Origin of the sequence: Roseovarius autotrophicus (assembly GCF_018069895.1) — a bacterium.
In the GTDB taxonomy this organism is placed as follows: Bacteria; Pseudomonadota; Alphaproteobacteria; order Rhodobacterales; family Rhodobacteraceae; genus Roseovarius; species Roseovarius autotrophicus.
Genome location: NZ_JAGQDH010000005.1, coordinates 20,607 through 46,829, shown reverse-complemented (window position 1 = coordinate 46,829; position 26,223 = coordinate 20,607). Strand labels below are relative to the sequence as shown.

Below are 26,223 nucleotides of genomic sequence, written 5' to 3'. Positions count from 1 at the left end.
CGAAAGGCGGATACAACAAGGGAAGATGTTCATGGCTGGAAACAATGGTGGCCCGTGGGGTGGAGGCGGTAATCGCGGCGGCGATGACGAGCGACGCCCACCGGGCGGCGGCAGGCGCCCCCCCGAAGGTGGGCCGCAACTCCCCGAAATCGAAGATCTGGTGCGCAAGGGTCAGGATCAGTTGCGCGTGCTCATGGGCGGCCGCGGCGGCGGTGGTCGGGGTGGCGCGGGCGGCGACGGCGAGGGGCCACAATTCGGCAAAGGCACGATCGGGCTGGCGGCGCTCGGTGCCGTGGCGCTCTGGCTGTTTTCGAGCCTCTATACGGTCAAGCCCGAAGAGCAATCGGTCGAACTGTTTCTCGGGACCTATTACAAGACCGGCAACCCCGGTCTGAACTTTGCGCCCTGGCCGCTGGTCAAGGCCGAGATCGTCAACGTGACCTCGGAACGGACCGAGGATATCGGGAGGCGGGTCGGTGGGCGCGAAGAGGGGCTGATGCTGACCACCGACGCCAATATCGTCGATATCGACTTTCAGGTGGTGTGGAACATTTCCGACCCGTCCAAGGTGCTGTTCAACATCCGCGACCCGCAGCTGACGGTGCAGGCGGTGTCCGAATCGGTCATGCGCGAGATCATCGCCGCGTCGAACCTGTCGCCGATCCTCAACCGGGATCGCGGGATCATCGCCGATACCGCGATGGCCAACATTCAGGAAACGATGGACGAATATGCCAGCGGAATCCAGATTGTCCGCCTCAACCTCGACAAGGCCGATCCGCCGCGCGAAGTGATCGACAGCTTCCGCGAAGTGCAGGCCGCCGAGCAGGAACGCGACCGTCTGCAACGTCAGGCCGATGCCTATGCCAACCGTGTTCTGGCCGAAGCCCGCGGTCAGGCCGCGCAGATCCTCGAGGATTCCGAAGGCTACCGCGCCCGCGTGGTCAACGAGGCACAGGGTGACGCAAGCCGCTTCACCTCGGTTCTCACGGAATATGCCAAGGCTCCGGATGTGACGCGCCGCCGTCTCTATATCGAGACGATGGAGCGTGTTCTGGGCGATATCGACAAGACCATTCTCGACAATGCACTTGTCGGAGGCGATGGTGGCGGCGGCGGCGTAGTGCCGTATCTGCCGCTAAACGAGTTGCGCCGCAGCCCGAACGCAGGGGGGAATTGATCATGGGTAAGAGCAAGTTTCTCCTTCCGTTTCTGGCGGTTGTGATCTTTCTGGGCTTGTCGTCGATCTTTGTGGTGGACGAGCGCGAAAAGGCGCTGGTGCTGCAGTTCGGACAGATCAAATCCGTCAAGGAAACGCCGGGGCTCAACTTCAAGATCCCCTTTATTCAGGAAGTGGTGCGCTATGACGCCCGCATCCTGTCACTGGATACCGACACGATCGAGGTGACGCCCTCGGACGATCGCCGTCTGGTGGTCGATGCCTTTGCCCGCTACCGGATCCGCGATGTCGTGCAGTTCCGCCAGGCGGTGGGCGTGGGCGGTATCCGCATGGCCGAGGACCGGCTGTCGTCGATCCTCAACGCGCAGATCCGCGAGGTTCTGGGTGCCGATCAGGTGACGTCGGACACCATCCTTTCGGAAGAACGTCGCAGTCTGATGACTCGTATCCGCGTCGGCGCGCAGCGCAGCGCGTCGTCGCTCGGGCTTGATGTCGTGGACGTGCGGCTCAAGCAGACCAACCTGCCCGATCAGAACCTCGAGGCCACCTTTGCCCGGATGCGCGCCGAGCGCGAGCGCGAAGCCGCCGACGAGATCGCGCGCGGTAACGAGGCGGCGCAGCGGGTGCGCGCGCTCGCTGACCGGACCGTGACCGAGACATTGTCGGATGCCGAGAGGCAGGCGCAGGTGATCCGAGGCGAGGCCGATGCCGAGCGTAACGCGATCTTTGCCGAGGCGTTCGGCGCGGATCCGGAGTTCTTTGCCTTCTACCGCTCGCTCGAAGCCTACGAGAAATCGCTGCAAGGCAAGAATTCGATGCTGGTGATGACGCCGGACAGCGAATTCTTCGATTATTTCCGCTCTGGTAGCGGGCTGCAATGATTGAAACGGCGCTTCTGGCCCTCGGGCTGGTGTTAGTTGTGGAGGGGCTGGTCTATGCGCTGGCCCCTTCTCTTGTCGAACAGATGCTGGTCGCGCTGGCCGCAATCCCGCCCGAGGCGCGGCGGCTGTTGGGTCTGCTGGCGCTGGTGATCGGCCTGGCGCTCGTCTGGGCAGCCAAGACGCTTGGCGCTTGATTTTCGCGTGCCTTGGGGATCACATGGCCGTTACCGGATGGCGAGGGGTTTGCGAAAGCGACGCGCGCTCCTACATTCACGCCAGCGCGCTGGGTCAGACTGGCGATAGCCGGAATTGATCAAAGGAGAGTTCGGAGTGACCAAAGCTGTGATTACTGCAACGCGGCCGGTGCAGGTGCCCATGCGCGCCCTGTGGCTTCTGGCATTGAGCATCGGAGTCTTGATCGCTCAGGCCCTCGTGGCGCAGGCGCGCCCTGACAGTTTCGCTGATCTGGCGCAGAAGGTCAGCCCCTCGGTTGTCAATATCACCACCTCGACCGTGGTCGAGGGTAATGCCGGGCGCTCGCCAATGGTGCCCGAAGGCTCGCCCTTCGAGGATTTCTTCGAGCGGTTCCGCGACCGGATGGACGAGGGCAACCGCCCGCGCCGTTCTTCGGCGCTTGGCTCGGGGTTCGTGATCTCGGAGGATGGCTTCGTAGTGACGAACAACCATGTGATCGAGGGTGCCGACGAAATCAATATCGAGTTCTTCTCGGGTGCGACGCTGCCCGCCGAGGTGATCGGAACCGACCCCAAGACCGATATCGCGCTGTTGAAGGTCAAGAGCGATAACCCGCTGCCCTTCGTCAAGTTCGGTGACAGCGACACTGCGCGCGTGGGCGATTGGGTGCTGGCCATGGGCAATCCGCTGGGGCAGGGGTTCTCGCTCTCGGCGGGGATCGTCTCGGCGCGCAACCGCGCGCTGAGCGGCACCTATGACGATTACATCCAGACCGATGCGGCGATCAACCGGGGCAATTCGGGCGGGCCGCTGTTCAACCTCGATGGCGAGGTTGTGGGCGTGAACACCGCGATCCTCAGCCCTACAGGCGGCTCCATCGGGATCGGGTTTTCCATGGCGTCGAACGTGGTCAAGCGCGTGGTTGACCAGTTGCAGCAATTCGGCGAGACGCGGCGTGGCTGGCTGGGTGTGCGTATCCAGGATGTGACCGAGGATGTTGCCGAGGCCATGGGTCTAGAGAAGGCGACGGGTGCACTGGTCACGGATGTGCCCGAAGGGCCTGCGGCCGAGGCCGGGATGCAGGCGGGCGATGTCATCCTGTCCTTTGACGGGCATGACGTGGCCGATACGCGCGGCCTTGTGCGGCAGGTTGGCAATACCGAGGTTGGCAAGACCGTGCGCGTGGTGGTGTTCCGCGAGGGCAAGACGCAGACGCTGCGGGTGACGCTAGGCCGCCGTGAGGAGGCTGAAGGCGCGATCCCGGTGGCGCAGCCCGATGGCCAGCCGGACTCAGCCGAGCAGAAGTCGGTCTTTGGCCTGACGGTGCAGCCGCTTGATGACGATCTGCGCACGCAGCTCGAACTGGACCGGAGCGTCACCGGCCTTGTCGTGACCGATGTGGATGATCTTTCCGAGGCATTCGAGAAGGGTTTGCGCGCAGGAGACGTGATCACCGAAGCCGGCCAGCAGAAGGTGACGAGCATTGATGATCTCGAGGCGCGCATTGCCGAGGCGCGAGAGGCGGGGCGCAAGTCTATCCTGCTTCTGGTGCGGCGCGGCGGCGATCCGCGCTTTGTGGCGCTGGGGATCGAAAACTAGGCGCAACGGCCCAAGGTCAGTGAAAGGCCCCCCGTGCGGGGGCCTTTTGCATTTGGGGGCAAGGAATGGCTGACGCTTTGTGTGGCGAACCGGCTCAGGATATCGAAAACGGCACCAGCGCCGCGTCCTTGCGCAGGTAGAGCGGGTGCTTGGCCGAACCGTCCTTGTTGAGGCCGAAGCATCTGAGGGGGCGGCCCGTTTCGGTCAGGGCCAGAGTGGCGGCGCGCACGATCCCGGCGTAGCGCGTGTGCAGCTTGCCATAGGCCATGACAATCAGATCCGCCTCATGGGCCATGGCGACAAGCGCGGGGATATTGGCGGGGCTACATGCGAGGTCCGGACCGGGCAGGTCGTGCGGCGCGGTGGCGCGCCAGTCGAGCACATTGCCCTTGAGATAGCGGGTAAAGCCCCAGTCGCGGGCGAAGGTCAGTTCGCGGTGGCAGGTGGGGTCCGACACTTCGGCGCTGGCCACCGATGGGTTCATGCCGACAAAGAGCACGGCGCGGGGTGTGACGCCTTGGGTCGTCCAGTCACGGCTGAGGGTCTGCCGGTAGCGCCCACAGGGCGAAAACGTCGCGCCACCCGTCACGCCATCGGGCAGGCGTAGCCGCACCTTGCCGCCGGGGTCGTGCAGATGGTCGGGCGCACCGGTCATCGGTTGAACACGCGCACGGGGTGCAACTCGCCGGCCTTGTAGTGCCCCACGGCAAGCGCGCGACCGTCGAACGCGGCCCAGCATTCCTCGCCATACTCCACGTCCCGCGCGATCACCATGCCGGGATTGCCGTTGCGCAACCGCGCCGCGCCCTCGGGGGTGGCGGTGACCATGGCCAGATCGGCCAGTCCCTCCTCCAGCGGGCGAATATAGGTGTCAAGATCGCCGGTGCGGGCGAGCGCCTCGATGGTTTCCATGCTCACGCCGTCCTCGGCATCGAAGGGACCGGACCAGAGGCGGCGGAGCGTGACCACATGGCCATGACAGCCGAGCGCGGCCCCGAGATCACGGGCGATGGAGCGCACATAGCCGCCCTTGCCACAGACCATGTCGAGCACGGCGGTATCGGGACCGGGGCGGTCCACGAGCAGCAGTTCCTCGACCCAGAGCGGGCGGGCTTCGACCTCGAATTCCTCGCCGTCGCGCGCGCGCTTGTAGGCGCGTTCACCGTCGATCTTGACGGCGGAGAAGCGCGGCGGGACCTGCATGATCTCGCCCACAAAGACCCCGAGTGCGGCCTTGATCGCGTCATCGGTGGGGCGTGCATCGCTCTCGGCGATGACCTCGCCCTCGGCATCGTCGGTATTGGTGGCCTGCCCGAAGCGCACGGTGAAACGATAGGCCTTGAGTGCCTCTGTGATGTAGGGAACGGTCTTGGTCGCCTCGCCAAGCGCGATGGCCAGAACGCCGGTCGCCTCGGGGTCGAGCGTGCCGGCATGGCCCGCCTTGCGCGCGTCAAGCGCCCATTTGACCTTGTTGACGACGGCGGTGGAGGTCAGCCCTGCGGGTTTGTCCACCACCAGCCATCCCGAGATATCGCGCCCCTTGGGCTTTCGTGCCATGTCTGGCCCCTTGTTCTTTGCGGATCAGGGCCGAGCGCCTAATCGAGCGCGTCCCCGGCGTCAACCACCACCCCCACCATCGGCCCGAGCGGAAAGCCCAGATCGGAGCGGTTCAGCCCCGGCGCGTGAAGCCGAGACACCTTGCCGTCGAAGTAGAGCGCCTGCGGCGCGCCGAGATGGTCGCGGAACACGCGCGCGAAGCGGTGGAAATTCACCGGCGCGTCGGAAATCAGGAACCACACGCGCCGCCCATCGGTGGAGGTGCCGACACCGTTGCGGATATGCAGGCTGTCGCTGTCCGCAAGGAAACGGGGATGGAGCGCGCCGTCGATCACCAGCATTGGCCCGGACTGGGTGGCAAAGCGGCAGGCGGGGGACAACTGCGCGAAGCGGTGCGCTTCGATGACATGGGCACCGGTCTCGGAGATGCAGAACACGCCGTTGGGCAGCATCCCGAAATTGCCAGGACCGGCAGAGGTGATGAGGGGTGCTCGTTCCCGCCTGTCCTCGATAAAAAGGCCCACGGGGCTTCGGTCGGCGTGATACATGCCCGCGTTCATTGCGAAGGCGAGCCGCTTGCCCTGTGGTTTCAGAACCCGATTGATATTGGAGAAACTGCCGAGCGGCGCATCGCTGGCGGGATCGTTGAGAAAAAGGCGGATATCGTCGCGCGCGGCATCGGCCTCGCACAGGGTGTATCCTACGCCCTCGACGGTGATCGCGCGACAGGAAGTCGCAGCGGCGGGAAGGGGCGCAAGCAGGAGGGCAAGGGCGGGACCGCGCAAAAGAGCGCGCGTCATGCTCCGGCTTGACCGGAGCATCTCTTGCCAACTGCTCTGGCCAGCCTGAGAGATTGCCTGGTCAAGCCGGGCAATGACCCGCCCAAAGGGCGCGGGCGACTCACTCGCCCTCCACATCCCGCCGCACCTTTTCATCCGAAAAAAGCCGCCGGGTCTCGTCGATCTGGTCGAAGGTCTCATCGAGACGAAAGCGCAGGTCTGGCGTGAACTTGAGCCCCGCCTTGCGCCCGATGATGCGGCGCAATTCGGCGCGATTGCGAGCGAGCAACTCGATCACCTCCTCCGCGCCCTGCCCGCCCAGTGGCATGACATAGGCGGTGGCGATCTTGAGATCGGGCGACAGCCGCACCTCGCCCACGGTGATCGACAGGCGGTTGAGGTCGGGATCATGGATGTCGCCGCGCATGAGCACGTCCGACAGGGTGCGACGGATCAGTTCGCCCACCCGCAACTGGCGCTGCGAGGGGCCGGGGCCGTCATGTTTATGATGTCGTGCCATGGCGGGCATGTAATCCTTGGGGTGGGCCGTGCCAAGCGGGCGGCGACTCAGTCGTCGAGATCGGCGAAAAGGTTCTCGCTCTCGACAAAGTCGATGCGGTCACGGGCCACGGTGCCGTCGTTGATATCGCGGGTTTCCACCCGCCCGTCACCAAAGCCGAGGATCACCACGTCGCAGATATCCAGAAAAAGCCCGTTCTCCACCACCCCCGGCATCTGGTTGAGTGCCATGGAGAGTTGGTGCGGATTGCCGATGCGGCCAAGGTGCAGATCGACGATGTAATTACCCTCGTCGGTGATGAAGGGGCGGTCGCCGTTCATGCGGAGGGTTGTTTCCCGCCCGAGCACGTCCATGTTGATCAGCAGTTCCTCGACCAGAGATTTCGTGGTTTGCCAGCCGAAGGGGATTATCTCGACCGGCAACGGGAAGGCACCGAGCGCCTCGACCTCCTTGCCCACATCCGCAATGACGACCATCTGGTCCGAGGCCGTCGCGACGATCTTTTCCTGCAACAGCGCCCCGCCGCCGCCCTTGATCAGGTTGAGATTGGCGTCGAACTCGTCCGCGCCGTCGATGGTGACATCAAGCCATTTCGCCTCGTCGAGGCTGATGACCTCGATGCCGACCTCGCGGGCAAGCTCTGCGGTGCGGGTTGAGGTAGGCACACCCTTGATGCGAAGCCCGTCATGGCGCACCATCTCTCCGAGACAGCGAACCATCCACGCGGCGGTAGAGCCGGTGCCGAGGCCAACGCGCATCCCGTCCTCGATAAAATCCACCGAGCGTTTTGCGGCGACGAACTTGGCCTTGTCGATGGGGGACAATTCTCCGGTCATGTGAGGCACCTCCGCGTGGCTTTGCCCGGTCTTATAGGCGCGTTGGCCACCCGGCGCGAGGGGCAATCGCCCTCAGACGGTCATGTGACGCGCCCGCGCCCCGCGCTCGATCGCCGCCGCGTGCAGCCGGTCGATGTTCAACTCGTAGCGCATTTCTTCGAGCAGGCGCAATTCGCGGTCGTTGAGCGTGCCATCGGCGGCGGCCACGTCGCAAGCGAGCGCATAGGCAGTTTCGTAGAGGTGTTCGGGCAGGTTGGCGCGGACAAGGCCGAAAAGCGCGTCGAGACCGTCCTCGACGGCGAAGAGGTCAAAGACGGTTTGCGACATGACGCGCAGCCGGTCGAGATCGTAGCTGGCAAAAACCGGCAGGTTGTTGATCTGGCTTTCGATCTTGACCAGTTCGGCGGTTCGGATGTCCTCATCCGAGGCGGAGACGGCGATCATCACCGCGACAAGGCAATCCTCGGGGCTGAGCGGATGGGGGACGGGATCGGACATGGGGAGCCTTTCAGGGGAGTGGTGTTGCGGCGCAGAATATTGACTGTCCGCCCCCCCGGCAATAGGAAGCGGAATGGCCGCGCGGTCTCATGCGCGCACAGAACACCCGGAGTTTGAGCAATGCCCGATCTGCGCGAAGCAGCGATGCAATCGAAAGCCTGGCCTTTTGAGGAAGCGCGCCGGGTGCTCAAACGCTATGAGAACGCCCCGCCGGAGAAGGGCTATGTGCTGTTCGAGACCGGCTATGGCCCGAGCGGATTGCCGCATATCGGCACGTTTGGCGAGGTGCTGCGCACGACGATGATCCGCCGCGCCTTTGAGGCGATCAGCGATATTCCGACGCGGCTTATCTGTTTTTCCGACGATCTTGACGGGATGCGTAAGGTGCCGGGCAACGTGCCGGGTCAGGAGGCATTGCGCGAGCATCTGCAAAAGCCGCTGACAAGCGTGCCCGACCCGTTCGGTGAACACGAGAGTTTCGGCCATCACAACAACGCCATGCTGCGGCGGTTTCTCGACACGTTCGGGTTCGAGTACGAGTTCTATTCCGCGACCGAGTTCTACCGCTCGGGGCAGTTTGACGAGGTTCTGTTGCGCGCGGCCGAGCGCTATGACGCGATCATGGCGATCATGCTGAAATCCTTGCGCGAGGAGCGGCAGAAGACCTATTCGATCTTCCTGCCGATCCACCCCGAGACGGGGCGCGTCCTTTACGTGCCGATGAAGCATGTGGACGGCGCGAAGGGCGAGATCACCTTTGATGACGAGGACGGGCGGGAATGGACGCTGCCCGTCACCGGGGGCCGCGTCAAATTGCAGTGGAAGCCCGATTTCGGCGCGCGCTGGGCGGCGCTTGGCGTCGATTTCGAGATGTATGGCAAGGACCATTCCACCAACACGCCGATTTATGACGGCATTTGCCGGGCGCTTGGTGTGCAGCCGCCCGAGCATTTCACCTATGAGCTGTTTCTGGACGAGACCGGGCAGAAGATTTCCAAATCCTCCGGCAACGGTATCTCCATTGATGAATGGCTGCGCTATGCGGCGACCGAGAGCCTCAGCTATTTCATGTATCAAAAGCCCAAGACGGCGAAGCGGCTGCATTTCGATGTGATCCCCAAGGCGCTGGACGAATACCACCAGCAATTGCGCGCCTATGTGGATCAGGACGTGGCGCAAAGGCTGAACAACCCGGTGCATCACATCCACAACGGCGATGTGCCCGAGAGCCGTATGGTCGTGTCCTTCTCGATGCTGCTCAATCTCGCCTCGGTGGCCCATGCCCATGACAAGGACGTGCTCTGGGGCTTCATCCGCCGCTATGCGCCCGAGGCCAGCCCCGAGACGCACCCCGATCTGGATGCTGCGGCGGGGGGCGCGGTGCGTTATTACGAGGATTTCGTCGCACCCCACAAGGTTTATCGTGCGCCCACTGATCTGGAGCGCGAGGCGCTTTCCGATCTGCGCGCGCGTCTTGCCGCGCATGAGGGGGCCCGCGATGACGAGGCGCTGCAAGGGATTGTCTATGACGTGGGGCGCGACCGGTTCGAGCCGCTGCGCGACTGGTTCAAGGCGCTTTACGAGGTGCTGCTGGGGGCCTCTCAGGGGCCTCGCTTTGGCGGATTCATCGCGCTTTATGGCGTGGAGGAGACCGTGGCGTTGATCGACCGGGCGCTTGCGGGCGAGTTGGCCTGACGCGGATGATTGCGCGCGGGTCGGGGGCTTGGTAGCTTCGTGGCAAAACAGCATGAGGCCAGCAATGCAGTATCCTGTCGTCACCCTCATGGCCGCCCTTGGCCTTGCCGCCTGCGTTCAGGCAGTGTCGATGCCCGACGCGCGGGAGGGAGCGCCGATTTTTGCCGCAAATTGCGCGCAATGCCATGGCGCGGGCGGCAAGGGTGACGGGCCATGGGCCAAGGGGTTGCGTCCGCCGCCCTCCGATCTGACGCGGCTTGGTGACGGGGCGTTCCCGCGCACCCATGTTCTCTCGGTGATTGACGGCTATGACCGGACCGGGCTGCCGGGGCAGGAGATGCCGGAATTCGGTCTGCTCCTGCGTGGCGATACGGTGCCCTTGGATGTGGGCGACGGCGTGCTGACGCCGACGCCTCGTCCTCTTGCGGCGCTTCTGGTCTATCTGGAAAGTATCCAGGAGGGTTGAGCCAAGGCCGTGGGTCAGGCGGCGGGGCGCATGTCCTGTCGGCCCTCTTTTGCGTGACGGTCGAGGCGCGCCGCGTGATCGGCCACGCGCACCAGCCAGCGCAGAGCATCGGTGCGGGCAAAGACCTCGCCCACGGGAACAAGGCCGACATGTTCCCGCAACAGCACGCCCCTGCGATAGCGCCGCCCGCGCCGGGCCAGCAGGTTGGCCAGGGACACGCTTGCCCGATCCTGTCGAAGCGCGGCGGCAAGTGCCGCCACGTCGCGGTCAAGCCGCGCGTCCTGACGGACGGTGGCGATCCGGTCGCGCTGCGCGCAGCGTTCCAGCAACCGCTGGAAATGATCGATCTGGTGCAGAAGGGCGGCATAGCGCGCGGCCTCATCGGCCCGGTCAGGGGCTATGCGCACCTGTGACAGGAACGTTTCGATGGCGGCCATCACCTCGTTGCCCTGCACCGCGACCGAGGCCAGCCCGCGCAGGTCGCCCTCAGGACCGAGGGCACGCGCCAGTGCGCCAAAGAGAGTGCGGCGCAACCGGTCGGCCACCGCCTGCGCGGCATCGAGCGCCGCGCCCTCGTCAGCCAGGAGCCGCCGATCCAGACCCTCGGCCAGCGGCACCGGGCGCTCGGGCACCAGTCGCGAGACCAGCGCGGCAAAGCGCGGGGTGAGCGGCAGGAACACCGCCGCGCCAAGAAGGTTGAACCCGGTGTGAAACAGCACCAACGCGGTCTGGTCATCTGTTCCAAGCCAGGTGCCATGCAGGAGTGGTGCGACCAGATCGAGCAGTGGAAAGGCCAGCGCCGCCGTGCCGATGTTGAACATCAGGTTTGCCACTGCCGTCATCCGCATCGCGCGCGCCCCGCCAAGCGATGCCAGCAGCCCCGTCGCCGTCGTGCCCATGTTGAAGCCGATCACCAGCGCCGCCGCCTGCGCAAAGCCGATCGCGCCCGCCCCCAGCAGCACCAGCACCAGCGCCATCGCCGCCGAGGAGGACTGGATCAGCGCCACGATTCCTGCCCCCATGAGCAAGAGAATCAGCCGCGCGCCCCAGCCATCGCCGGGCAGCATCCCGGGCGAGAGCCAAGCCCCAAGCCCGCCCGTGGCGGCCTGCATCATGTCCAGTCCGATGAACAGAAGGCAGAACCCGGCCAGCGCCCGCCCGGTCCGCGCAACCCGGTTACGCCCCAGCAGCATCAGCATGGCGGCCACGAACAGCACCGGTAGCGCCAGCGTGCCCAGTTTGAGCTTCAGCCCCAGAATCATGATGAGCCAGCCGGTGACGGTGGTGCCGATATTGGCGCCGTAAAGCACGCCAAGCGACTGCACAAAGCCCAGAAGCCCCGCGCCGACCGCGCCGATGGTGATGAGCGAAACAGCGGTGGATGACTGGATCGTCGCCGTCGCCAGCGCACCCGTCGCCACGCCCCGCAGCGGCGAGGCGGTCAGCTTTGCCAGCGCCCGGCGAAGGCCGCGCCCCGCCACCTCGCGCAGCGCACCGGTCATGATCTCCATGCCCAGTAGAAACAGCCCGACCCCGCCGAGCCCGGTCAGAATGTTACTTGCCATTCCTGCCCTCCTCGCGGTCAAAGGATGCGGCGCTGCGGCATGATTGGCAAGCGCAGAGAGTCAGACCCTGGGCAGACAGGGCATGGCCCCTGCCCGACACGCGCCGGAAAGCGAGAAATCGCCACGCCGTCGCAATTTTCCTCTTGCGGCCCGGCGCGAGGCTTTGTATCTGACGCCTCACCCAAGGACGCGGGCGTAGCTCAGGGGTAGAGCATTACCTTGCCAAGGTAAGGGTCGTGAGTTCGAATCTCATCGCCCGCTCCATTTTCCAAGCATCATCATGCGGATGTGGAGCACCGTCCTGTGTGCGCGTGGCCCTTCCCTTGCCGCGCGCGGCGCAGTATAGACCGCGCATCGCCAGCCGGAGGCCCCATGCGCAGCGCAACCATCACCCGCAAGACCGCCGAGACCGATATCAGCGTGGAGATCACGCTCGATGGCTCGGGCCGCTATGACAACCGCACCGGCGTGGGGTTCTTCGATCACATGCTGGATCAACTGGCGCGGCACTCGCTGATTGACATGGTGGTGCGCTGTTCGGGCGATCTTCATATCGACGATCACCACACGGTCGAGGATGTGGGTATCGCGCTCGGTCAGGCGTTGGCGCAGGCGCTTGGCGACAAGCGCGGCATCCGGCGCTATGGCGCGTGCCTTCTGCCGATGGATGATGCGCTTGTGCGCGCCGCGCTCGATCTGTCGGGGCGGCCCTATCTGGTGTGGAACGTGACCCTGCCCACGGCCAAGATCGGCACGTTCGACACTGAGTTGGTGCGCGAGTTCTTTCAGGCTCTGAGCACCCATGGCGGCATCACCCTGAATGTGGAGGCCCTGCACGGACTCAACAGCCACCACATCGCCGAAGCCGCGTTCAAGGCGGTGGCGCGCGCCCTGCGCGAGGCGGTGGAAAGCGATCCGCGCAAATCGGATGCCATTCCGTCCACCAAGGGCAGCCTCTGAGCGCAGCCCGAAAAGTGGGCACCGGTTTTCGGAGCAAGCTGCGCGACAAAGGACAAAACCCATGACCACTGTCATCATCGATTACGAGAGCGGCAACCTGCACTCGGCGGAAAAGGCGTTTCAGCGCATGGCGCAGGAGACCGGCGCGGGCGATGTCATCGTGACCGCCGACCCCGGGACGATCCGCAGCGCGGATCGGATCGTGCTGCCCGGCGATGGGGCGTTTCCGGCCTGCCGCGCCGCGCTTTTCGATCATCGCGGCGTTTATGAGGCGATCGACGAGGCCGTGCGCCAGAATGCCCGCCCCTTCCTTGGCATCTGCATCGGGATGCAGATGCTGGCCACGCGCGGGATGGAATACGAGGAGACCCCCGGTTTTGACTGGATCGGCGGCACGGTCGCGGCGATCCGCCCTGATGGGCCCTCGCTCAAGGTGCCGCACATGGGCTGGAACGATCTGGTGGTCGACCATGCCCACCCGGTGCTTGACGGAATCGAAACCGGCGATCACGCTTATTTCGTCCATTCCTTTCATTTCGAGGTGGCGGACCCTGCGCACCGGCTGGCGCATGTGGACTATGGCGGCGCGATAACCGCAATCGTCGGACGCGACACGATGCTGGGCACCCAGTTCCACCCGGAAAAAAGCCAGCAGACCGGCCTTCGGCTCATCGCCAATTTCCTGGCGTGGCGACCCTGAGGCTTATTTCACCCGCAACCAGTGGCCGCCGTCGCGGCAAACCCCGAACATGCAGCCGCTGACCTTGAGCGTGTCGCCGCTGAGCTGCAGCCTGGAATTGTAGGTCTTGCCGCGATCCGGGCTGTAGACCTTGCCCTTGTAGGCCCCGCCGCCCGTTGGCACCGTCTCGGAGATGATGTTGCGCCCGATATTGTCGCTCGGGATTTCCTGTCCGGCGGCGTTGAACGACTTGATCAGCTTGCCGCACAGTGTGCTACCGCAGGGGGCCACCTCGATCAGCCCGGAATTGCCGTTGTCATCGCCCGCCGTGCGCCACATGCCCAGAAGCGGCTCGGCTATCGCCGCCCCCGCCCCAAGGCTCAAGACCACCGTCATCATCACCAGTTTGCGCATGCCTTTGTCCTCCCTGACTGCTGGGGCATGCTCTGCCATGGCTTGTGGGCAAATCAAGTCTGACGTCGGGTCGCGTTGCAATTCTCGCGCAGCCGTGCATAACCGCGCCCATCAGAAGGAAAGGTGCGCCGATGATCCTCTACCCCGCCATCGACCTCAAGGACGGCAAGGCTGTGCGCCTCTTGCGCGGCGACATGGAGAAGGCGACGGTGTTCAACGAGGACCCGGCAGCACAGGCGCGCGCCTTTGTCGAGGCGGGGTGCGAATGGCTGCATCTGGTGGACCTCAACGGCGCATTCGCCGGTCAGCCGGTCAATGCCGCGCCGGTCGAGGCGATCCTTGCCGCCTGTCCGGTGCCCGCGCAGTTGGGCGGCGGCATCCGCGACATGGCGACCATCGAGCGCTGGCTGGATCGCGGCCTCGCGCGCGTGATCCTCGGGACCGTGGCGGTGGAAAACCCCGCCCTTGTGCGCGAGGCGGCGCGCGCCTTCCCCGGTCAGGTGGCGGTGGGGATCGACGCGCGCGGCGGCCGCGTGGCCACAAAGGGCTGGGCCGAGGAGACGGATGTGGACGCCACCGACCTCGCGCGATCCTTTGAAGACGCGGGCGTGGCCGCGATCATCTATACCGATATCAATCGCGACGGGGCCATGCAGGGGCCGAATGTCGAGGCCACGGCAGCGCTGGCGCGGGCGGTGTCGATCCCGGTCATCGCCTCTGGTGGTGTGTCCTCCCTGGTGGATCTCATTGCCCTGCGTGATTGCGGCGCGGGTCTGAACGGTGCGATCTCTGGGCGCGCGCTTTATGATGGGGCGCTCGACCTGAGCGCGGCCCTCGCGGCGCTCAGGGGCTGAGCCGTCATTCCGCTGCGGCAGCGGTGAGTTTCGCAAGCGCCCCCGCCATCATTTCGAGATACGGTGCATCGTCGGAAATATCGAGATCTTCGAACATCTCCCTGGGGTCCTGATAGGCGACCCACACCTGCCCCGCCGCATCCTCATAGACCAGCACCCGCAGCGGCAAAAACAGCCCAGCGCGCGGATCGTCTTGCATCGGGGCCGTGCCCATCTTGGGATTGCCGAAGATCAGCAGTTGCGACGGCGCGAGCGCCATAGCGACGCTGGCCGCGCCTGCAGCATGATCGACGCGGGCAAAAACCGTGGCCCCCGCCCCGCTCACCGCGGCCTCGAGCCGGTCCATGGTGGTGGGCACATCGGCCCCGGCGCGAAGGCTGATGATATCGTCATCGCTCGCGACTGCGGGCAGCGCCGCCAGTGTGATTGCCGCTGCGGCCAGAAATTGTCTCATGAAACTCTCCATCAATGATCCAGCGAATCTGTGTTGCATCCTCTGGCATCCTGACGGATTTGCCCATAGAAACCGTGACACTGTCACCAAATCCGGCGAACCCATGCTCAAGACCCGCATCATCCCCTGCCTCGACGTGGCCGACGGGCGCGTGGTCAAGGGTGTCAACTTTGTCGATCTGCGCGATGCGGGCGACCCGGTTGATGCCGCGCGCGCCTATGATGCGGCCGGCGCGGATGAACTGTGTTTTCTCGACATCCACGCCACGCACGAGAATCGCGGCACCATGTTCGATGTGGTCCGCCGCACCGCCGAGCAATGCTTCATCCCGCTGACCGTGGGCGGTGGCGTGCGAACCCCCGAGGACGTGCGCGCGCTACTTCTTGCCGGGGCGGACAAGGTAAGTTTCAACTCGGCGGCGGTCGCCGACCCGGAGGTGGTCGCGCGCGCGGCCGACCGCTTCGGCAGCCAGTGCATCGTGGTGGCGATCGACGCCAAGACGGTCAGCCCCGGCAAATGGGAGATCTTCACCCATGGCGGGCGCAAACCCACCGGCATCGACGCGGTGGCGTTCGCGCGCCTTGTCGCGGCAAAAGGCGCGGGCGAGATCCTGCTTACCTCGATGGACCGCGACGGCACGCGCGCAGGCTTCAATATCCCTCTCACCCGCGCCATTGCCGATGCGGTGGATATTCCGGTGATCGCCTCGGGGGGCGTGGGCACGCTCGATCATCTGGTGGAAGGCGTAACCGAGGGCCACGCCTCAGCTGTCCTTGCCGCCTCGATCTTTCATTTCGGCACCTACACCATTGCCGAGGCCAAGGCGCATATGGCCGCAGCCGGTATTCCGATGAGGCTGGCGGCATGACGCTTGACGAACTCGCCCGCACCATTGCGGCGCGCGCCAGCGCCGACCCTGAGACAAGCTGGACCGCCAAGCTGCTGGCGAAAGGCCCCGAGAAATGCGCCGAGAAATTCGGTGAAGAGGCGGTGGAGGCCATCATCGAGGCGGTGAAGGGCGACCGCGACCGCCTCACGTCAGAGGCGGCGGATGTGCTCTTTCACCTGCTCGTCATGCTGCACTCGCGCGAGGTTGCCCTGTCCGATGTCATGGCCGAGCTTGCGCGGCGTCAGGGCGTCTCGGGCCTGTCCGAAAAAGCCGCCCGTTCCAAAGAGTAAGCTGATGATCCGCCATATCGTGTTCTTTTCCGCCGCCAACCCGGATGATGTCGAACGCATCCGCAAGGGGCTGATGATGCTGGCGCAGATCCCGCAGGCGCGCCATTTCGAGGTGGGGCGCAACCTGCAAAGTGACCCGATCTCGGGCGCGCGGGTCGATCTGGTGGTCTATGCCGAATTCGAGGATGAGGCGGCACTGGCCGCTTACAAGGCCCACCCGATCTATGCCGAGTGCATCGCGCTGGTGAGGCCCCTGCGTGATCTGCGCATCGCCGCCGATTTCACGGCTGGCTAAGCAGGTTTCGCCCCGGAATTTTTTCGAGAAAAAATTCCCGCCCCAAGAAAATTCGAGAATTTTCTTGGGGTTTGTTTTCAAATGGTGAGGGCAATCGTATCCTCGACCGCTTTCGCCACGCGCAAAAGCCGCTCTTCCTGAAACGGTTTTCCACAGAGCATGATCCCGCAAGAGGGTGTGCCTGTGGGCAGCGTCACGGCGCAAAGCCCCATCAGGTTGCCGACCCGCGTGTTGCGCAGCGTCAGAAGGTTCTCGGTCACGTAATAGTCGCTGTCCCGCATAAGCCGTTCGCGGTCGGGCGGCAGGTTGGGGGCAGAGGGCATCAAGACCGCGTCATAGCCTGCCACCCGTGCGTGCCATTGCTCGCGCAGATGTTCGAGCTTCTGCCACGCAGCCACATAATCGGCACCGGAGATTTCGCGTCCGCCCCGGAAGCGGTCCAGAATCGGCGTGAACATCTTCTCGGGGTCGGCCTCGATCACGTCGCGCCATAGGCCATAGGCCTCGCCGGTAAAAAGCGCGGGCGAGAGCGGCATCGCTTCGGCCACTTCGGGTGCGTCGATCTCTTCCACCGTCGCGCCGGCGGCGCGGAGCCTCGCGATCGCTCCGGCAAAAGCGGCCTCGGGGTCGGCGCGCAGATCATCGAGCACCACGGTGGCCAGAACCGCGAATCGCGCGCTCCTGATCGATGTTCCGCGCAGATCGGCAGGCTTGCCGCCTTCGAGCGCCGCAAGCATCAGGGCCGCATCCTCAACCGAGCGCGCGAGCGGACCCACCGTGTCGAATTTCTGGCAGAGCGGCACCACCCCGTCAAGCGAGAGGCGGGTCGCCGTGGTCTTCAGCCCGACCAGATCATTCCACGCCGAGGGGATGCGCACCGAACCGCCTGTGTCCGACCCGATCCCGCAGGCGGCGAGGCCGAAAGCCACGCTCGCTGCTGCCCCCGAAGAGGATCCGCCCGGCACGGCGTCCGCGTCATTGACGCAAGGCGGGGTGGCGGTGATCGGGTTGAGGCCAAGGCCGGAAAAGGCCAGTTCGCTCATATGGGTCTTGCCGAGACAGACGAGACCCGCCGCTGTCGCATTGCGCAACACCTCTGCATCGCGGGCGGGCACACGGCCCCTGAGCAGGGCTGATCCCGCCTCGGTCGCCACGCCCGCGCTGTCGAAAAGGTCCTTCCAGCTTATCGGCACGCCATCGAGCGGCCCGCGCCGCTGCCCCGCCGTCGCGCGTGCCGCTGCCGCCGCCGCCTCGGCGCGGGCGCGGTTCTCGGTCACGGCGCTGTAGATTCGGTCGCGCAGGGGATGCGCCGCGATCGCCCCGAGATAGGCGTCGGTCAGCGCCTCAGGGTCGATCTCTCCTGCCGCTATTCCGCGCCCCAGATCGGCGGCGCTCATGTTCAGCCAGTCCTGCATTGCCATCCTCCACTTTGTTCCATTGCTAGCGGCACGAGGGCGCATGGACAATCCCGCGCGCGAGGACATATTGAGGGACATGAACAAGACCAGTGACCTTCTGATTGTCGGCGGCGGGCTGAATGGCCCGGCGCTGGCACTTGCCGCCGCGCGTTCGGGACTGACAAGCACCGTGATCGACGCGCTGCCCGCCCCAGCTCGCGAGGCCGATGATTTCGACGGGCGCGCCTATGCGCTGGCGCTGTCCTCGGTGCGGCTTCTGCGCAATCTCGGGCTATGGGGCCGGGTCGCGGATAACGCGCAGCCGATGCTGGAAATCAAGGTCTCGGACGGGCGCGCGGGCGAGGGGCCTGCGCCCTTCTTTCTGCATTTCGACCATGCCGAGATCGAGGAAGGTCCGATGGGCCACATGCTCGAAGACCGCTTTCTGCGCCGCGCGCTGATCGCGGCGATGGATGAAACTCCTGAAATCACGCAGCTTTCAGGCGAAGAGGTGATGGCGCAGGAGGTCGGGCCGCAGGGCGTGACGCTCTCCCTTGCCTCCGGCAAGGTGCTCGCGGGGCGGGTTCTCATCGGCGCCGATGGGCGCGGCTCGGGCACGGCGCGGCGCGCGGGGATCGGGCGCACGGGCTGGGGCTATGGTCAGACCGCGCTTGTGGCCGCCATCGAACATGAATTGCCCCATCATGGCATCGCACATCAGTTCTTCATGCCGCCCGGACCTTTGGCGATTCTGCCCCTGCTGGGGAATGTGAGTTCGATTGTGTGGAGCGAGACCGACGAGACCGCCGCGCGCTTTGCCGCCTTGACCGATGATGCGTTCATGGAGGTGTTGCGCCCGCGCTTCGGCGATTTTCTGGGAAAGATCGCGCTGCGCGGCAAACGCTTCACCTATCCGCTCAACCTCACCGTCGCCAACAGCTTTGTCTCCGGGCGTCTGGCGCTCATCGGCGACGCGGCGCATGGGATGCACCCGATCGCCGGACAGGGCCTCAATGCCGGACTGCGCGATGTGGCGGCGTTGGCGCAGGTGCTGGACGAGGCGCGGCGGCGCGGCGAGGAAATCGGCGCCCCTGATGTGCTGGCGCGCTATCAGGAATGGCGGCGCTTCGACACGGCCACGCTGGCGCTGGCCACAGACCTCACCAACCGGTTATTCTCCAACGACAACCCGCTTTTGCGTGCGGCCCGCGATCTGGGCATGGGGGCCATTTCCTGCTTGCCCGCGCTGCGCCGCGGCTTCATCCGCGAGGCGGCGGGGCTGACCGGCGACTTGCCCGCGCTGATGAAGGGCTGAGCGCCTCCCTTGACGCCATGGGGCGAAATGCCCACTGTCCGCGCGAGTTTGCCCCGAGGAGCCGTGATGGCCGCGACGCCCCCCCCTTTCGCCCCGTTCGAATGGATGATCGCCTGGCGCTATCTGCGCGCCCGCCGCGCCGAGGGCGGCGTGAGCGTGATGACCTGGATCAGCCTTGTGGGGATCACGCTGGCGGTTTTCGCGCTGATTGCGACGCTTTCGGTGCGCTCGGGTTTCCGAGCCGAATTTGTCGATACGATCCTGGGCGCGAATGCCCATGTGACGGTTTACAATGCCGGGCAGGCGGATGCCGCGACGGGGCGGATTGATCGCACGATCGAGGATTATACCGGCATGGCCGAGCGGCTTCGGGCCGTCGAGGGAGTGACGCGCGCCGCACCGCTGGTCAAGGGGCAGGTGATGGCTACCGCGAACGGGCGCAATGCCGGGGTGCAAGTGTTCGGCATCGCGCCAGGAGATCTTGCGACGATCCCGCGGGTGGCTGATCCCGAGACATCTCTGGGTGATCTGGGGCAGTTCGAGGCAGGCATCGCCATCGGCTCTGGCGTGGCGCAGGAACTCGGGCTTACGGTGGGCGATCGTATCCGCCTCATCTCGCCCGACGGGGTCAAGACCCCGCTTGGCACAAGTCCCCGTATCAACGCCTATGACGTGGTCTATATCTTTTCGGCGGGGCGCTATGATATCGACCGGGTGCGGGTCTATCTGTCCTTTGCCGAGGCGCAGAGCTACTTCAACCGCGACGGGCGCGCCGACGAGATCGAGGTCATGGTGCGCAATCCAGAGACGGTTGCTGGCATGACCCCCGCCTTGCTGCGGGCGGCGGGAGAGCGGGCACTGGTCTGGACATGGCAGGATTCGAGTGGGGCGTTCCTCAGGGCGCTGGAAGTCGAGGATAACGTCATGTTCGTGATCCTCTCTATTCTGGTGCTGATCGCCACCCTCAACATCACCTCGGGGTTGGTGATGCTGGTCAAGAACAAGGGCCGCGATATCGGCATCCTGCGCACCATGGGGCTGAGCGAGGGCTCTATCCTGCGGGTATTCTTTATCTGCGGGGCGGCGACCGGCCTTGTCGGGACGGTGGCGGGGGTGTTCCTGGGCTGCCTTTTTGCTATCTATATCGATCCGATCTTCTCTTTCGTGAACATGCTGATGGGCGGGCAGGTCTGGGATCCGTCGATCCGGGGCATCTATCACCTGCCCGCAAAATTGCAGGCGGGTGATGTGCTTACCGCTGTCGCGCTGTCGCTTGGCCTGAGCTTCGTGGTCACGCTCTTCCCGGCGCGGCGGGCGGCGCGGATGAACCCGGTGGAGGCGTTGCGCTATGAGTGATCCGATGCTGCGCCTCGCGGGTGTCGAGAAGGGATATAACCGGGGCCGCGTGGGCGAGGTTCTCGTGCTCCAGGGCGTGAACCTGGAGGTTCGGCGGGGCGAGATGGTGGCGCTCGTGGCTCCCTCTGGGGCGGGAAAATCGACGCTTCTGCATATCGCGGGGCTGCTTGACAGCGCCGACAGCGGAACGGTCGCGATCGGTGGCAAGGATGTCACTGGCCTCAGCGACCGGCGGCGCACGGCGGTCCGGCGGCGCGAGGTGGGCTTTGTCTATCAGTTTCACCACCTGCTGCCGGAGTTCACGGCGCTGGAGAACATCGTGCTGCCGCAACTGGCCGATGGCGTGGCGCGTGGCGCGGCCGAGGCACGCGCCGAGGCGCTGCTTACAGAGGTGGGCGTGGCCGCGCGCGCCGGTCACCGGCCCGCGGCCATGTCGGGGGGCGAGCAACAGCGCGTGGCCTTCTGCCGGGCGCTGGCAAACCGTCCAGGGCTGTTGCTGGCGGACGAGCCGACGGGCAATCTCGACCCCGGCACCGCCGATCAGGTGTTCGGGGCGCTGGAACGGCTGGTGCGTGGCGAGGGGCTGGCCGCGCTGATTGCCACGCACAACCTTGAGCTTGCCGCGCGGATGGACCGGGTGGTGCGCCTCGATCAGGGGCGGGTGGTGTAATAAGGCCGCCGCCCCGGTGAGGGGGCGGCGACAACTCGTTCAGGCGCCTACGGCAAGCTCGGTCATCATGCCAGTTTCGAGATGGCCCATGTGGTGACAATGCAGCATCCAGGGCGCTACCTCGCCCGCGTCAAAGGCGATCGTCACCATGCTCATCGGGGGCACCTGCACCGTGTCACGCAGCGCGCCCGCGATGCGGGACATACCAAGCCCCACGACCTGAAACACATGGCCGTGCAGGTGCATCGGATGCGCCATCATCGACATGTTGTGAAACATCATCTCGACCCGCTCGCCGCTGCGGGCGGGGATCGGGGCGTGATTGCCCCAGAGGCGTCCGTCGATGGTCCATTGATAGGGGCTCATGGTTCCGCCGAGCATGACCATGGGCGCGCGATCCGCCGGGCGCTCTGGCAGGGGCGAGAGGGCGCGCAGCGCGGCCTCTTGCGTGAGGTCCATCGAGGCGGGGGGATGATCGGCCTCCGAAAGCCCGGGGATGCGATGGATCTCCGCCCCTTTCGGCGCGAGAATGATTCCGGTGCGCTCGCGCGCGCCTTCGCGCAGGGCGAGGACGGGCAGGGCGCTGCCGTCCTCGGGCAGGTCGATCTCGATATCGAGGCGCTGGCCTGGTGCGATGGCGAAGCGCGACGCGGCATAGGGATGACAGGCGTCCCCATCCGTGGCGACAAGCCGCCCGATGACGGTTCCAAGGTCGAGCCAATAGGCGGTCATCGAAGACGCGTTGATGGCGCGCAGACGCACACGGCCGGCGCGCTCGACGGCGATCACCTCGGGGTCGTCAAGGGTGCGGTCATTGGCGAGATAGGCGTCGAAATCGAAATCGTTGAGGTCCATTTCCATGGCCCCCATGGCCCCCATGTTGCCCATCATGCCATGGTTCATGCCGCCCATCATGCCCTGACCCTGGCTCATGCCCTGCATGCCCTGCATCTGGCCGTGGCCCATCGCGGGGGCTGCTCCATGGCCACCGCCCTGCCCACCGGCATGTCCGCCCTTGACTTCGGCCAGAACCTCATCGGGGGTCTTGAACGAGAAATCGTGCAGGAACAGCACAACCTCCTGCCGGTCCTCGGCCAGGTCGGTCTCGGAGCGCACGATCAACGGTGCGGCGAGCAGGCCGATTTCCTGCGCCGGGATGTGGCTGTGCATCCAGAAAGTGCCGGGGCGGGCGGCGAAATCATAGGCGCGGGTCTCGCCCGGGGCGAGCATAGGGTTGGTATTGGGCACGCCATCCTGGGCATTGGGCGGGATCTGGCCGTGCCAGTGGATGATCGTCTCATGGGCGAGGTCGTTGGTCAGATCGACGCGGAACCGCTCGCCGGGATCGAGAGTGAGGCCAAGGCGCCCGCCCTCGTCCATAAGGCCCAGGACGGTGGCGGCGCGACCCTGCACCTCGATGGTGCGGGTGGCGGCGACAAGGCGGCGCGCGTCAGATGCGGCGCGAACGCGGGCCGGCAGGAGGAGGGCCGCAGATGCGGCGGTGCTGGCGGCAAGAAAGCCGCGGCGGGTGAAGCAAGTCATTCTTATATCTCCGAAAAGAAGGGCCGGGACGCACCCGGCAGGCCAGATGAAGGGGTCAGGCCGCAGGCTTCGGAGGCGGGGATTGCGGGCGTGTCCAGTTGACCCAGAGCCGGGGCGCATCGGACCGATGCGGCGCGAGGCGGAGGGCGGCGGGATGCGAGGCATCCGTTGCGGTGGCCAGAAGCGGACCGGTGCAAAGCGCCTTGCAGGCGATGTCGGCAGAGTCGTTCACGCCCCTGTTCAAGCTGTCGTCGGGGCTTGTGGGGTGCGTCGGGATGTGGTGGAGGTGCTGAGCCGTATCGGTGGCAGGCACCGCCCCATGCGTGAAGCCATGCAGCCCAAGCACCGGCAGGCTCAGCACGAGGGCGAGCAGGACGGCGAAGACGGGCAGGGCTTTGGCAGCTTGGCGCATGGGGCAAAGCTAGGGTCGCGCGGCGTATTCGGCAAGGTCAAACATGCGCAAAGGTGCGGGCGCGCCGCCGAGTGCCCGGTTCTGGCCCCTTGCTGTGGCCAGGAGCCGGGCTATTTCAAGGATTGGAGGAGATGCGATGCGCGCCCTTGTCCTGACCCTGATGCTGAGCCTGGCCCTTGCCCTGCCCGTCCGCGCCGATGGTGCGCGCGCGGTGATCGAAGCGCAGATCGAGGCGTTCCGGGTGGGCGATCTGGCCCGCGCCTATCGGTTCGCAAGCCCCATGATCCAGCAGAAATTCGGCACGCCCGAGGTGTTCGGCCGCATGGTCGAGCAGGGCTATCCGATGGTCTGGCGACCCTCTGAGGTGATCTTTCTCGAGGCGCGCGAGATCGGTGGCCGTCTCTGGCAGGAGGTGTTCCTGCGCGACATGGCAGGGCGTGGCTGGATCGCGGATTACGAGATGATAGAAGAGAACGGCACGCTCAGGGTCAACGGCGTGCATCTGCGCGAGGCGCCCGAGAGCACGGTCCGGGCGCGGGGCATCGTGACGGTGGCCTGATCCCTCGTTAACCGCGCGTTGATAACTCCCTTCCCCGGCACGCGGCCCATACGGGAATTGGAAAGGGATCCGATGAACAAGGCAATCACCCGAGGTATCACCTTCATGCCCCAGCCCTTTGCGGCGGGGCTTGATCAATGGTCGAGCGGCGACGGACGGCCCGGCTCGGACACGTATGCAGGCGCCCCCAATGCCGCCTTTGTCCCTGCCGATCAGGATTTCGGCGGCGCGCTGGAACTCCAGAAGATCGAGGCCGTGCAGCGCCTGCGCTTCATGGGCGAGACGCCGATCCTGGCGGGCTGCTACCTTCAGATCCGCGCGCGGATCAAGGCGGTGGCGGGCAACCTGCCCAATGTGCGCATCGCGAGTTTCGCGGGCGGCGCGGGTGGCGTGGCGCTTTCGGGCGTGACGGTGAGCGGGCCGCAGGTGACGCTGACCACCTATGGTGAAGTGGTCGAGGTGACCGCCATCGTCGGCACCGGGCAGCGCGGCGGCGTGGACATGGTCTGGGGGCCGCAGGCGGTCTTTGGCCATTTCGGGCTGGATCTCACTGGTCCGTCGGGCGGCGTGGTGCGTATTGACGATATCGCGATCGAGGATGTGAGCCGGTTCTTTCTGCGCGACATCATCGCCACGGTGGATGTTCGCGATTTCGGGGCCATCGGCGATGGGGTGACGGACGATCACGCGGCTTTCGAAGCCGCCGACACGGCGGCGGGTGGGCGGGAAATCATCGTGCCTGCGGGCACTTACTTTCTGGGCCAGAGCACCACGATCCAGAGTCGTATCCGGTTCGAGGGCACGGTGGTGATGCCCGAAGCGGCGATTCTGGCGCTGACCAGGAACTATGATCTGCCCGCCTATATCGACGCGTTCGGCGACAGCGAACTGGCGTTCAAGAAGGCGTATCAGGCGCTTTTGAACAACCCCGACCATGTGACGCTCGATCTCGCGGGGCGCAAGATTGCGCTGAGGGCGCCTATCGACATGCAGGCCGCCGTCGGCAACCGCACCGCTTACAACCAGCGTCATGTGATCCAGAACGGGCAGTTCTCGGTCTTTCCGACGCCTGCCTGGGAAACCGAGGTGGTGACGTCGCAGGCCACCTATGCGCCCGACACCAACGCCCGGCGGCTCAACAATGTGGTGAATGTGGCCAATATCCCCGTCGGCTCGCTGGTCGAGGGCAATGGCGTGGGCCGCGAGGTCTATGTCACAGACCGCAACATCGCGGCGGGACGGCTCACGCTGAGTCAGCCGCTTTTCGATGCCGCCGGAACGCAGATCTACACCTTCCGGCGGTTCAGATACATGCTCGACTTCAGCGGGTTTCAGGATGTCTCGCGCATGGTGATCTCGGAGGTGGATTTCCAGTGCGGCGGGAATTGCAGCGCAGTCCTCATGCCGCCGCAAGGTTCGGCCAACCATTTCCGCGACTGTTTCTTCACCCGGCCGAAGGATCGCGGGATCACCAGCCATGGCGAGGGCGATCAGGGCATGATGATCGATCGCTGCCAGTTCATTTCGAACGAGAGCGCGTCCGTGGTGAGCGACCGCACCAGCATCGGCTTCAACGCCAATGCCAACGACCTCAAGATCCGCGACAACCGGGTGACGTTCTTTCGCCATTTCGCGGTCATGGCCGGATCAAGCTCGCTCATCACCGGCAACCATGTGTTTCAGGGCGATTCGGCGACAAACGGGCTGCGCAGCGCGGGTTTTGTGCTGACGCGGACCAACAATCGCGGCACGATCACCGGAAACTATATCGACAACTGCTTCATCGAATGGGGCAACGAGCACGATGCCGCGCCGGATTTCGCGCGCGAGTTCTCGTTCAGCGCGCTCAGCGTGACCGGTAACATGTTTCTGGCCAGCGACATGGCGCCGTGGTTCACCTTTCTTACTGTCAAGCCGTATGGGCCGGGGCATTTTCTCGACGGTCTCATCGTCACCGGCAACACGTTCCGCGCCATCGGCACGATCGACCGGGTGGAGACGGTGGATACGAGCTTTGCCGATCTCAACTATGACCGGGTGCGCAACATCACCTTTGCCGAAAACAGCTTTCACAATGTGGATGTGCATTCCGAAAGCCCGCTGGTGATGGAACATGAGGAGGCGACGGCGAGCAGCACATGGGTGATCAGCCCCGCCCCGCGCCTGCCTTTCGGGGCCTGGGCGCAAACCGTCGAATCGCTTGTGGCAGAGGGGCCGTTGCGCAACGCGGGCGGCACGGTGCAGCATGTCAGCCCCTATTTCGAGGCCAATCAGGGGCAGGGCAAGGATCAGGTGCATGTGGTCTGGCCTTCGGCGGTCAGGGGCAAGGTGATCCTGCGGGTGCGCATCGACGACGCGCGCTGAGC

Annotated in this window: 29 protein-coding genes and 1 tRNA gene; 18 read left to right on the top strand and 12 right to left on the bottom strand. The window is 65.2% G+C overall.

Going from position 1 to position 26,223, the window contains the following annotated elements; translation table 11 throughout:
- Window positions 1–31: 31 nt before the first annotated feature.
- The 4 genes from hflK to KAK09_RS07680 all read left to right on the top strand — a co-directional run bounded on the left by hflK (window position 32) and on the right by KAK09_RS07680 (window position 3,855).
- Window positions 32–1,180: an FtsH protease activity modulator HflK gene (gene hflK, locus KAK09_RS07695; RefSeq protein ID WP_210878351.1), complete on the top strand. Its 1,149-nt coding sequence runs from the start codon at window positions 32–34 to the stop codon at window positions 1,178–1,180.
- Between the two features lie 2 nt (window positions 1,181–1,182).
- Window positions 1,183–2,061, top strand: a complete 879-nt coding sequence (gene hflC / locus KAK09_RS07690; protein WP_210878350.1) for a protease modulator HflC — start codon at window positions 1,183–1,185, stop codon at window positions 2,059–2,061.
- On the top strand, window positions 2,058–2,255 hold the full coding sequence (locus KAK09_RS07685; protein WP_210878349.1) for a DUF2065 family protein: 198 nt from the start codon (window positions 2,058–2,060) through the stop codon (window positions 2,253–2,255). Before hflC ends, KAK09_RS07685 begins: the two co-directional genes overlap by 4 nt.
- Window positions 2,256–2,436: 181 nt before the next feature.
- Window positions 2,437–3,855, top strand: a complete 1,419-nt coding sequence (locus KAK09_RS07680; RefSeq protein WP_210878519.1) for a DegQ family serine endoprotease — start codon at window positions 2,437–2,439, stop codon at window positions 3,853–3,855.
- 94 nt (window positions 3,856–3,949) lie between these two features.
- Here KAK09_RS07680 and KAK09_RS07675 read toward each other — a convergent pair whose 3' ends face one another.
- The 6 genes from KAK09_RS07675 to KAK09_RS07650 form a co-directional block, all read right to left on the bottom strand.
- The gene (locus KAK09_RS07675; protein ID WP_210878348.1) at window positions 3,950–4,510 is read right to left on the bottom strand and encodes a DUF1643 domain-containing protein; all 561 of its coding nucleotides are present in this window, start codon (window positions 4,508–4,510) and stop codon (window positions 3,950–3,952) included.
- Window positions 4,507–5,412 carry a tRNA pseudouridine(55) synthase TruB gene (gene truB, locus KAK09_RS07670; protein ID WP_210878347.1) on the bottom strand — a complete coding sequence of 302 codons (906 nt, stop codon included), beginning with the start codon at window positions 5,410–5,412 and terminating at the stop codon, window positions 4,507–4,509. The genes KAK09_RS07675 and truB overlap by 4 nt, the downstream gene beginning before the upstream one ends.
- Window positions 5,413–5,450: 38 nt before the next feature.
- Complete coding sequence (locus tag KAK09_RS07665; protein WP_247651123.1) at window positions 5,451–6,212, bottom strand: phosphodiester glycosidase family protein; 762 nt, start codon at window positions 6,210–6,212, stop codon at window positions 5,451–5,453.
- 100 nt (window positions 6,213–6,312) lie between these two features.
- Window positions 6,313–6,711, bottom strand: a complete 399-nt coding sequence (gene rbfA, locus KAK09_RS07660; RefSeq protein WP_210878345.1) for a 30S ribosome-binding factor RbfA — start codon at window positions 6,709–6,711, stop codon at window positions 6,313–6,315.
- A gap of 47 nt (window positions 6,712–6,758) precedes the next feature.
- On the bottom strand, window positions 6,759–7,547 hold the full coding sequence (rpiA, locus tag KAK09_RS07655) for a ribose-5-phosphate isomerase RpiA (RefSeq protein WP_210878344.1): 789 nt from the start codon (window positions 7,545–7,547) through the stop codon (window positions 6,759–6,761).
- Between the two features lie 72 nt (window positions 7,548–7,619).
- Entirely contained in the window at window positions 7,620–8,045 is a 426-nt protein-coding gene (locus KAK09_RS07650) for a tellurite resistance TerB family protein (RefSeq protein ID WP_210878343.1), read from the bottom strand.
- A gap of 120 nt (window positions 8,046–8,165) precedes the next feature.
- Between KAK09_RS07650 and KAK09_RS07645 the strand changes: the two genes are divergently transcribed.
- Entirely contained in the window at window positions 8,166–9,740 is a 1,575-nt protein-coding gene (locus KAK09_RS07645; protein WP_210878342.1) for a lysine--tRNA ligase, read from the top strand.
- A gap of 64 nt (window positions 9,741–9,804) precedes the next feature.
- Window positions 9,805–10,206, top strand: coding sequence for a c-type cytochrome (locus tag KAK09_RS07640; RefSeq protein ID WP_210878341.1), 402 nt, complete (start codon window positions 9,805–9,807; stop codon window positions 10,204–10,206).
- A 14-nt stretch (window positions 10,207–10,220) separates the two neighbouring features.
- Here KAK09_RS07640 and KAK09_RS07635 read toward each other — a convergent pair whose 3' ends face one another.
- A complete protein-coding gene (locus KAK09_RS07635) occupies window positions 10,221–11,771 on the bottom strand; it encodes a Na/Pi cotransporter family protein (RefSeq protein WP_210878340.1) in 1,551 nt (516 codons plus the stop codon).
- A 189-nt stretch (window positions 11,772–11,960) separates the two neighbouring features.
- Between KAK09_RS07635 and KAK09_RS07630 the strand changes: the two genes are divergently transcribed.
- The 3 genes from KAK09_RS07630 to hisH all read left to right on the top strand — a co-directional run bounded on the left by KAK09_RS07630 (window position 11,961) and on the right by hisH (window position 13,431).
- A tRNA-Gly gene (locus KAK09_RS07630) sits at window positions 11,961–12,035 on the top strand.
- Window positions 12,036–12,143: 108 nt separating this feature from the next.
- Window positions 12,144–12,731, top strand: coding sequence for an imidazoleglycerol-phosphate dehydratase HisB (gene hisB / locus KAK09_RS07625; RefSeq protein ID WP_210878339.1), 588 nt, complete (start codon window positions 12,144–12,146; stop codon window positions 12,729–12,731).
- A 61-nt stretch (window positions 12,732–12,792) separates the two neighbouring features.
- On the top strand, window positions 12,793–13,431 hold the full coding sequence (gene hisH, locus KAK09_RS07620; protein WP_210878338.1) for an imidazole glycerol phosphate synthase subunit HisH: 639 nt from the start codon (window positions 12,793–12,795) through the stop codon (window positions 13,429–13,431).
- A 3-nt stretch (window positions 13,432–13,434) separates the two neighbouring features.
- Here the strand turns inward: hisH and KAK09_RS07615 are convergent, their stop codons facing one another.
- Window positions 13,435–13,824, bottom strand: a complete 390-nt coding sequence (locus tag KAK09_RS07615; protein ID WP_210878337.1) for a DUF2147 domain-containing protein — start codon at window positions 13,822–13,824, stop codon at window positions 13,435–13,437.
- A gap of 131 nt (window positions 13,825–13,955) precedes the next feature.
- On the opposite strand from KAK09_RS07615, the gene hisA reads away from it, so the two are divergent.
- The gene (gene hisA / locus KAK09_RS07610; protein WP_210878336.1) at window positions 13,956–14,678 is read left to right on the top strand and encodes a 1-(5-phosphoribosyl)-5-[(5-phosphoribosylamino)methylideneamino]imidazole-4-carboxamide isomerase; all 723 of its coding nucleotides are present in this window, start codon (window positions 13,956–13,958) and stop codon (window positions 14,676–14,678) included.
- Between the two features lie 4 nt (window positions 14,679–14,682).
- Here hisA and KAK09_RS07605 read toward each other — a convergent pair whose 3' ends face one another.
- A complete protein-coding gene (locus KAK09_RS07605; protein ID WP_210878335.1) occupies window positions 14,683–15,132 on the bottom strand; it encodes a DUF302 domain-containing protein in 450 nt (149 codons plus the stop codon).
- 103 nt (window positions 15,133–15,235) lie between these two features.
- On the opposite strand from KAK09_RS07605, the gene hisF reads away from it, so the two are divergent.
- Genes hisF through KAK09_RS07590 form a run of 3 tightly spaced genes read left to right on the top strand, consistent with a single transcriptional unit; the run spans window position 15,236 to window position 16,606 of the window.
- Window positions 15,236–16,000: an imidazole glycerol phosphate synthase subunit HisF gene (gene hisF / locus KAK09_RS07600; protein ID WP_210878334.1), complete on the top strand. Its 765-nt coding sequence runs from the start codon at window positions 15,236–15,238 to the stop codon at window positions 15,998–16,000.
- On the top strand, window positions 15,997–16,311 hold the full coding sequence (locus tag KAK09_RS07595) for a phosphoribosyl-ATP diphosphatase (protein ID WP_210878333.1): 315 nt from the start codon (window positions 15,997–15,999) through the stop codon (window positions 16,309–16,311). Before hisF ends, KAK09_RS07595 begins: the two co-directional genes overlap by 4 nt.
- A 4-nt stretch (window positions 16,312–16,315) precedes the next feature.
- Window positions 16,316–16,606, top strand: a complete 291-nt coding sequence (locus tag KAK09_RS07590; RefSeq protein ID WP_210878332.1) for a Dabb family protein — start codon at window positions 16,316–16,318, stop codon at window positions 16,604–16,606.
- 77 nt (window positions 16,607–16,683) lie between these two features.
- Here KAK09_RS07590 and KAK09_RS07585 read toward each other — a convergent pair whose 3' ends face one another.
- Window positions 16,684–18,021 (bottom strand): amidase, encoded by a 1,338-nt coding sequence (locus KAK09_RS07585; protein WP_210878331.1) that lies wholly within the window; start codon window positions 18,019–18,021, stop codon window positions 16,684–16,686.
- Window positions 18,022–18,064: 43 nt separating this feature from the next.
- Between KAK09_RS07585 and KAK09_RS07580 the strand changes: the two genes are divergently transcribed.
- The 3 genes from KAK09_RS07580 (at window position 18,065) to KAK09_RS07570 (ending at window position 21,344) form a co-directional block, all read left to right on the top strand.
- Window positions 18,065–19,318 (top strand): UbiH/UbiF/VisC/COQ6 family ubiquinone biosynthesis hydroxylase, encoded by a 1,254-nt coding sequence (locus KAK09_RS07580; protein WP_210878330.1) that lies wholly within the window; start codon window positions 18,065–18,067, stop codon window positions 19,316–19,318.
- Between the two features lie 66 nt (window positions 19,319–19,384).
- Entirely contained in the window at window positions 19,385–20,674 is a 1,290-nt protein-coding gene (locus KAK09_RS07575; protein WP_210878329.1) for a lipoprotein-releasing ABC transporter permease subunit, read from the top strand.
- Window positions 20,667–21,344: an ABC transporter ATP-binding protein gene (locus KAK09_RS07570; protein WP_210878328.1), complete on the top strand. Its 678-nt coding sequence runs from the start codon at window positions 20,667–20,669 to the stop codon at window positions 21,342–21,344. The genes KAK09_RS07575 and KAK09_RS07570 overlap by 8 nt, the downstream gene beginning before the upstream one ends.
- A gap of 39 nt (window positions 21,345–21,383) precedes the next feature.
- On the opposite strand, the gene KAK09_RS07565 is transcribed toward KAK09_RS07570, so the two are convergent.
- Window positions 21,384–22,886 (bottom strand): multicopper oxidase family protein, encoded by a 1,503-nt coding sequence (locus tag KAK09_RS07565; RefSeq protein ID WP_210878327.1) that lies wholly within the window; start codon window positions 22,884–22,886, stop codon window positions 21,384–21,386.
- A gap of 55 nt (window positions 22,887–22,941) precedes the next feature.
- Window positions 22,942–23,298: a hypothetical protein gene (locus KAK09_RS07560; protein WP_210878326.1), complete on the bottom strand. Its 357-nt coding sequence runs from the start codon at window positions 23,296–23,298 to the stop codon at window positions 22,942–22,944.
- 136 nt (window positions 23,299–23,434) lie between these two features.
- Between KAK09_RS07560 and KAK09_RS07555 the strand changes: the two genes are divergently transcribed.
- Together KAK09_RS07555 and KAK09_RS07550 are read left to right on the top strand one after the other, a co-directional pair.
- Window positions 23,435–23,857 carry a DUF4864 domain-containing protein gene (locus KAK09_RS07555; RefSeq protein ID WP_210878325.1) on the top strand — a complete coding sequence of 141 codons (423 nt, stop codon included), beginning with the start codon at window positions 23,435–23,437 and terminating at the stop codon, window positions 23,855–23,857.
- 72 nt (window positions 23,858–23,929) lie between these two features.
- Complete coding sequence (locus KAK09_RS07550) at window positions 23,930–26,221, top strand: glycosyl hydrolase family 28-related protein (RefSeq protein WP_210878324.1); 2,292 nt, start codon at window positions 23,930–23,932, stop codon at window positions 26,219–26,221.
- The last annotated feature ends 2 nt before the right edge of the window (window positions 26,222–26,223 follow it).

Coding starts and splice junctions, on each gene's coding strand:
- hflC (WP_210878350.1), top strand. CDS start 1,183: ATGGGTAAGAGCAAGTTTCTCCTTCCGTTTCTGGCGGTTGTGATCTTT.
- KAK09_RS07640 (WP_210878341.1), top strand. CDS start 9,805: ATGCAGTATCCTGTCGTCACCCTCATGGCCGCCCTTGGCCTTGCCGCC.
- KAK09_RS07605 (WP_210878335.1), bottom strand. CDS start 15,132: ATGAGACAATTTCTGGCCGCAGCGGCAATCACACTGGCGGCGCTGCCC.
- KAK09_RS07645 (WP_210878342.1), top strand. CDS start 8,166: ATGCCCGATCTGCGCGAAGCAGCGATGCAATCGAAAGCCTGGCCTTTT.
- KAK09_RS07680 (WP_210878519.1), top strand. CDS start 2,437: ATGCGCGCCCTGTGGCTTCTGGCATTGAGCATCGGAGTCTTGATCGCT.
- truB (WP_210878347.1), bottom strand. CDS start 5,412: ATGGCACGAAAGCCCAAGGGGCGCGATATCTCGGGATGGCTGGTGGTG.
- KAK09_RS07650 (WP_210878343.1), bottom strand. CDS start 8,045: ATGTCCGATCCCGTCCCCCATCCGCTCAGCCCCGAGGATTGCCTTGTC.
- KAK09_RS07565 (WP_210878327.1), bottom strand. CDS start 22,886: ATGACTTGCTTCACCCGCCGCGGCTTTCTTGCCGCCAGCACCGCCGCA.
- KAK09_RS07580 (WP_210878330.1), top strand. CDS start 18,065: ATGGACAATCCCGCGCGCGAGGACATATTGAGGGACATGAACAAGACC.
- KAK09_RS07570 (WP_210878328.1), top strand. CDS start 20,667: ATGAGTGATCCGATGCTGCGCCTCGCGGGTGTCGAGAAGGGATATAAC.
- KAK09_RS07560 (WP_210878326.1), bottom strand. CDS start 23,298: ATGCGCCAAGCTGCCAAAGCCCTGCCCGTCTTCGCCGTCCTGCTCGCC.
- hisH (WP_210878338.1), top strand. CDS start 12,793: ATGACCACTGTCATCATCGATTACGAGAGCGGCAACCTGCACTCGGCG.
- rbfA (WP_210878345.1), bottom strand. CDS start 6,711: ATGGCACGACATCATAAACATGACGGCCCCGGCCCCTCGCAGCGCCAG.
- rpiA (WP_210878344.1), bottom strand. CDS start 7,547: ATGACCGGAGAATTGTCCCCCATCGACAAGGCCAAGTTCGTCGCCGCA.
- KAK09_RS07555 (WP_210878325.1), top strand. CDS start 23,435: ATGCGCGCCCTTGTCCTGACCCTGATGCTGAGCCTGGCCCTTGCCCTG.
- hisA (WP_210878336.1), top strand. CDS start 13,956: ATGATCCTCTACCCCGCCATCGACCTCAAGGACGGCAAGGCTGTGCGC.
- KAK09_RS07685 (WP_210878349.1), top strand. CDS start 2,058: ATGATTGAAACGGCGCTTCTGGCCCTCGGGCTGGTGTTAGTTGTGGAG.
- KAK09_RS07615 (WP_210878337.1), bottom strand. CDS start 13,824: ATGCGCAAACTGGTGATGATGACGGTGGTCTTGAGCCTTGGGGCGGGG.
- KAK09_RS07675 (WP_210878348.1), bottom strand. CDS start 4,510: ATGACCGGTGCGCCCGACCATCTGCACGACCCCGGCGGCAAGGTGCGG.
- hisF (WP_210878334.1), top strand. CDS start 15,236: ATGCTCAAGACCCGCATCATCCCCTGCCTCGACGTGGCCGACGGGCGC.
- KAK09_RS07550 (WP_210878324.1), top strand. CDS start 23,930: ATGAACAAGGCAATCACCCGAGGTATCACCTTCATGCCCCAGCCCTTT.
- KAK09_RS07590 (WP_210878332.1), top strand. CDS start 16,316: ATGATCCGCCATATCGTGTTCTTTTCCGCCGCCAACCCGGATGATGTC.
- hisB (WP_210878339.1), top strand. CDS start 12,144: ATGCGCAGCGCAACCATCACCCGCAAGACCGCCGAGACCGATATCAGC.
- KAK09_RS07575 (WP_210878329.1), top strand. CDS start 19,385: ATGGCCGCGACGCCCCCCCCTTTCGCCCCGTTCGAATGGATGATCGCC.
- KAK09_RS07665 (WP_247651123.1), bottom strand. CDS start 6,212: ATGACGCGCGCTCTTTTGCGCGGTCCCGCCCTTGCCCTCCTGCTTGCG.
- KAK09_RS07595 (WP_210878333.1), top strand. CDS start 15,997: ATGACGCTTGACGAACTCGCCCGCACCATTGCGGCGCGCGCCAGCGCC.
- KAK09_RS07635 (WP_210878340.1), bottom strand. CDS start 11,771: ATGGCAAGTAACATTCTGACCGGGCTCGGCGGGGTCGGGCTGTTTCTA.
- hflK (WP_210878351.1), top strand. CDS start 32: ATGGCTGGAAACAATGGTGGCCCGTGGGGTGGAGGCGGTAATCGCGGC.
- KAK09_RS07585 (WP_210878331.1), bottom strand. CDS start 18,021: ATGCAGGACTGGCTGAACATGAGCGCCGCCGATCTGGGGCGCGGAATA.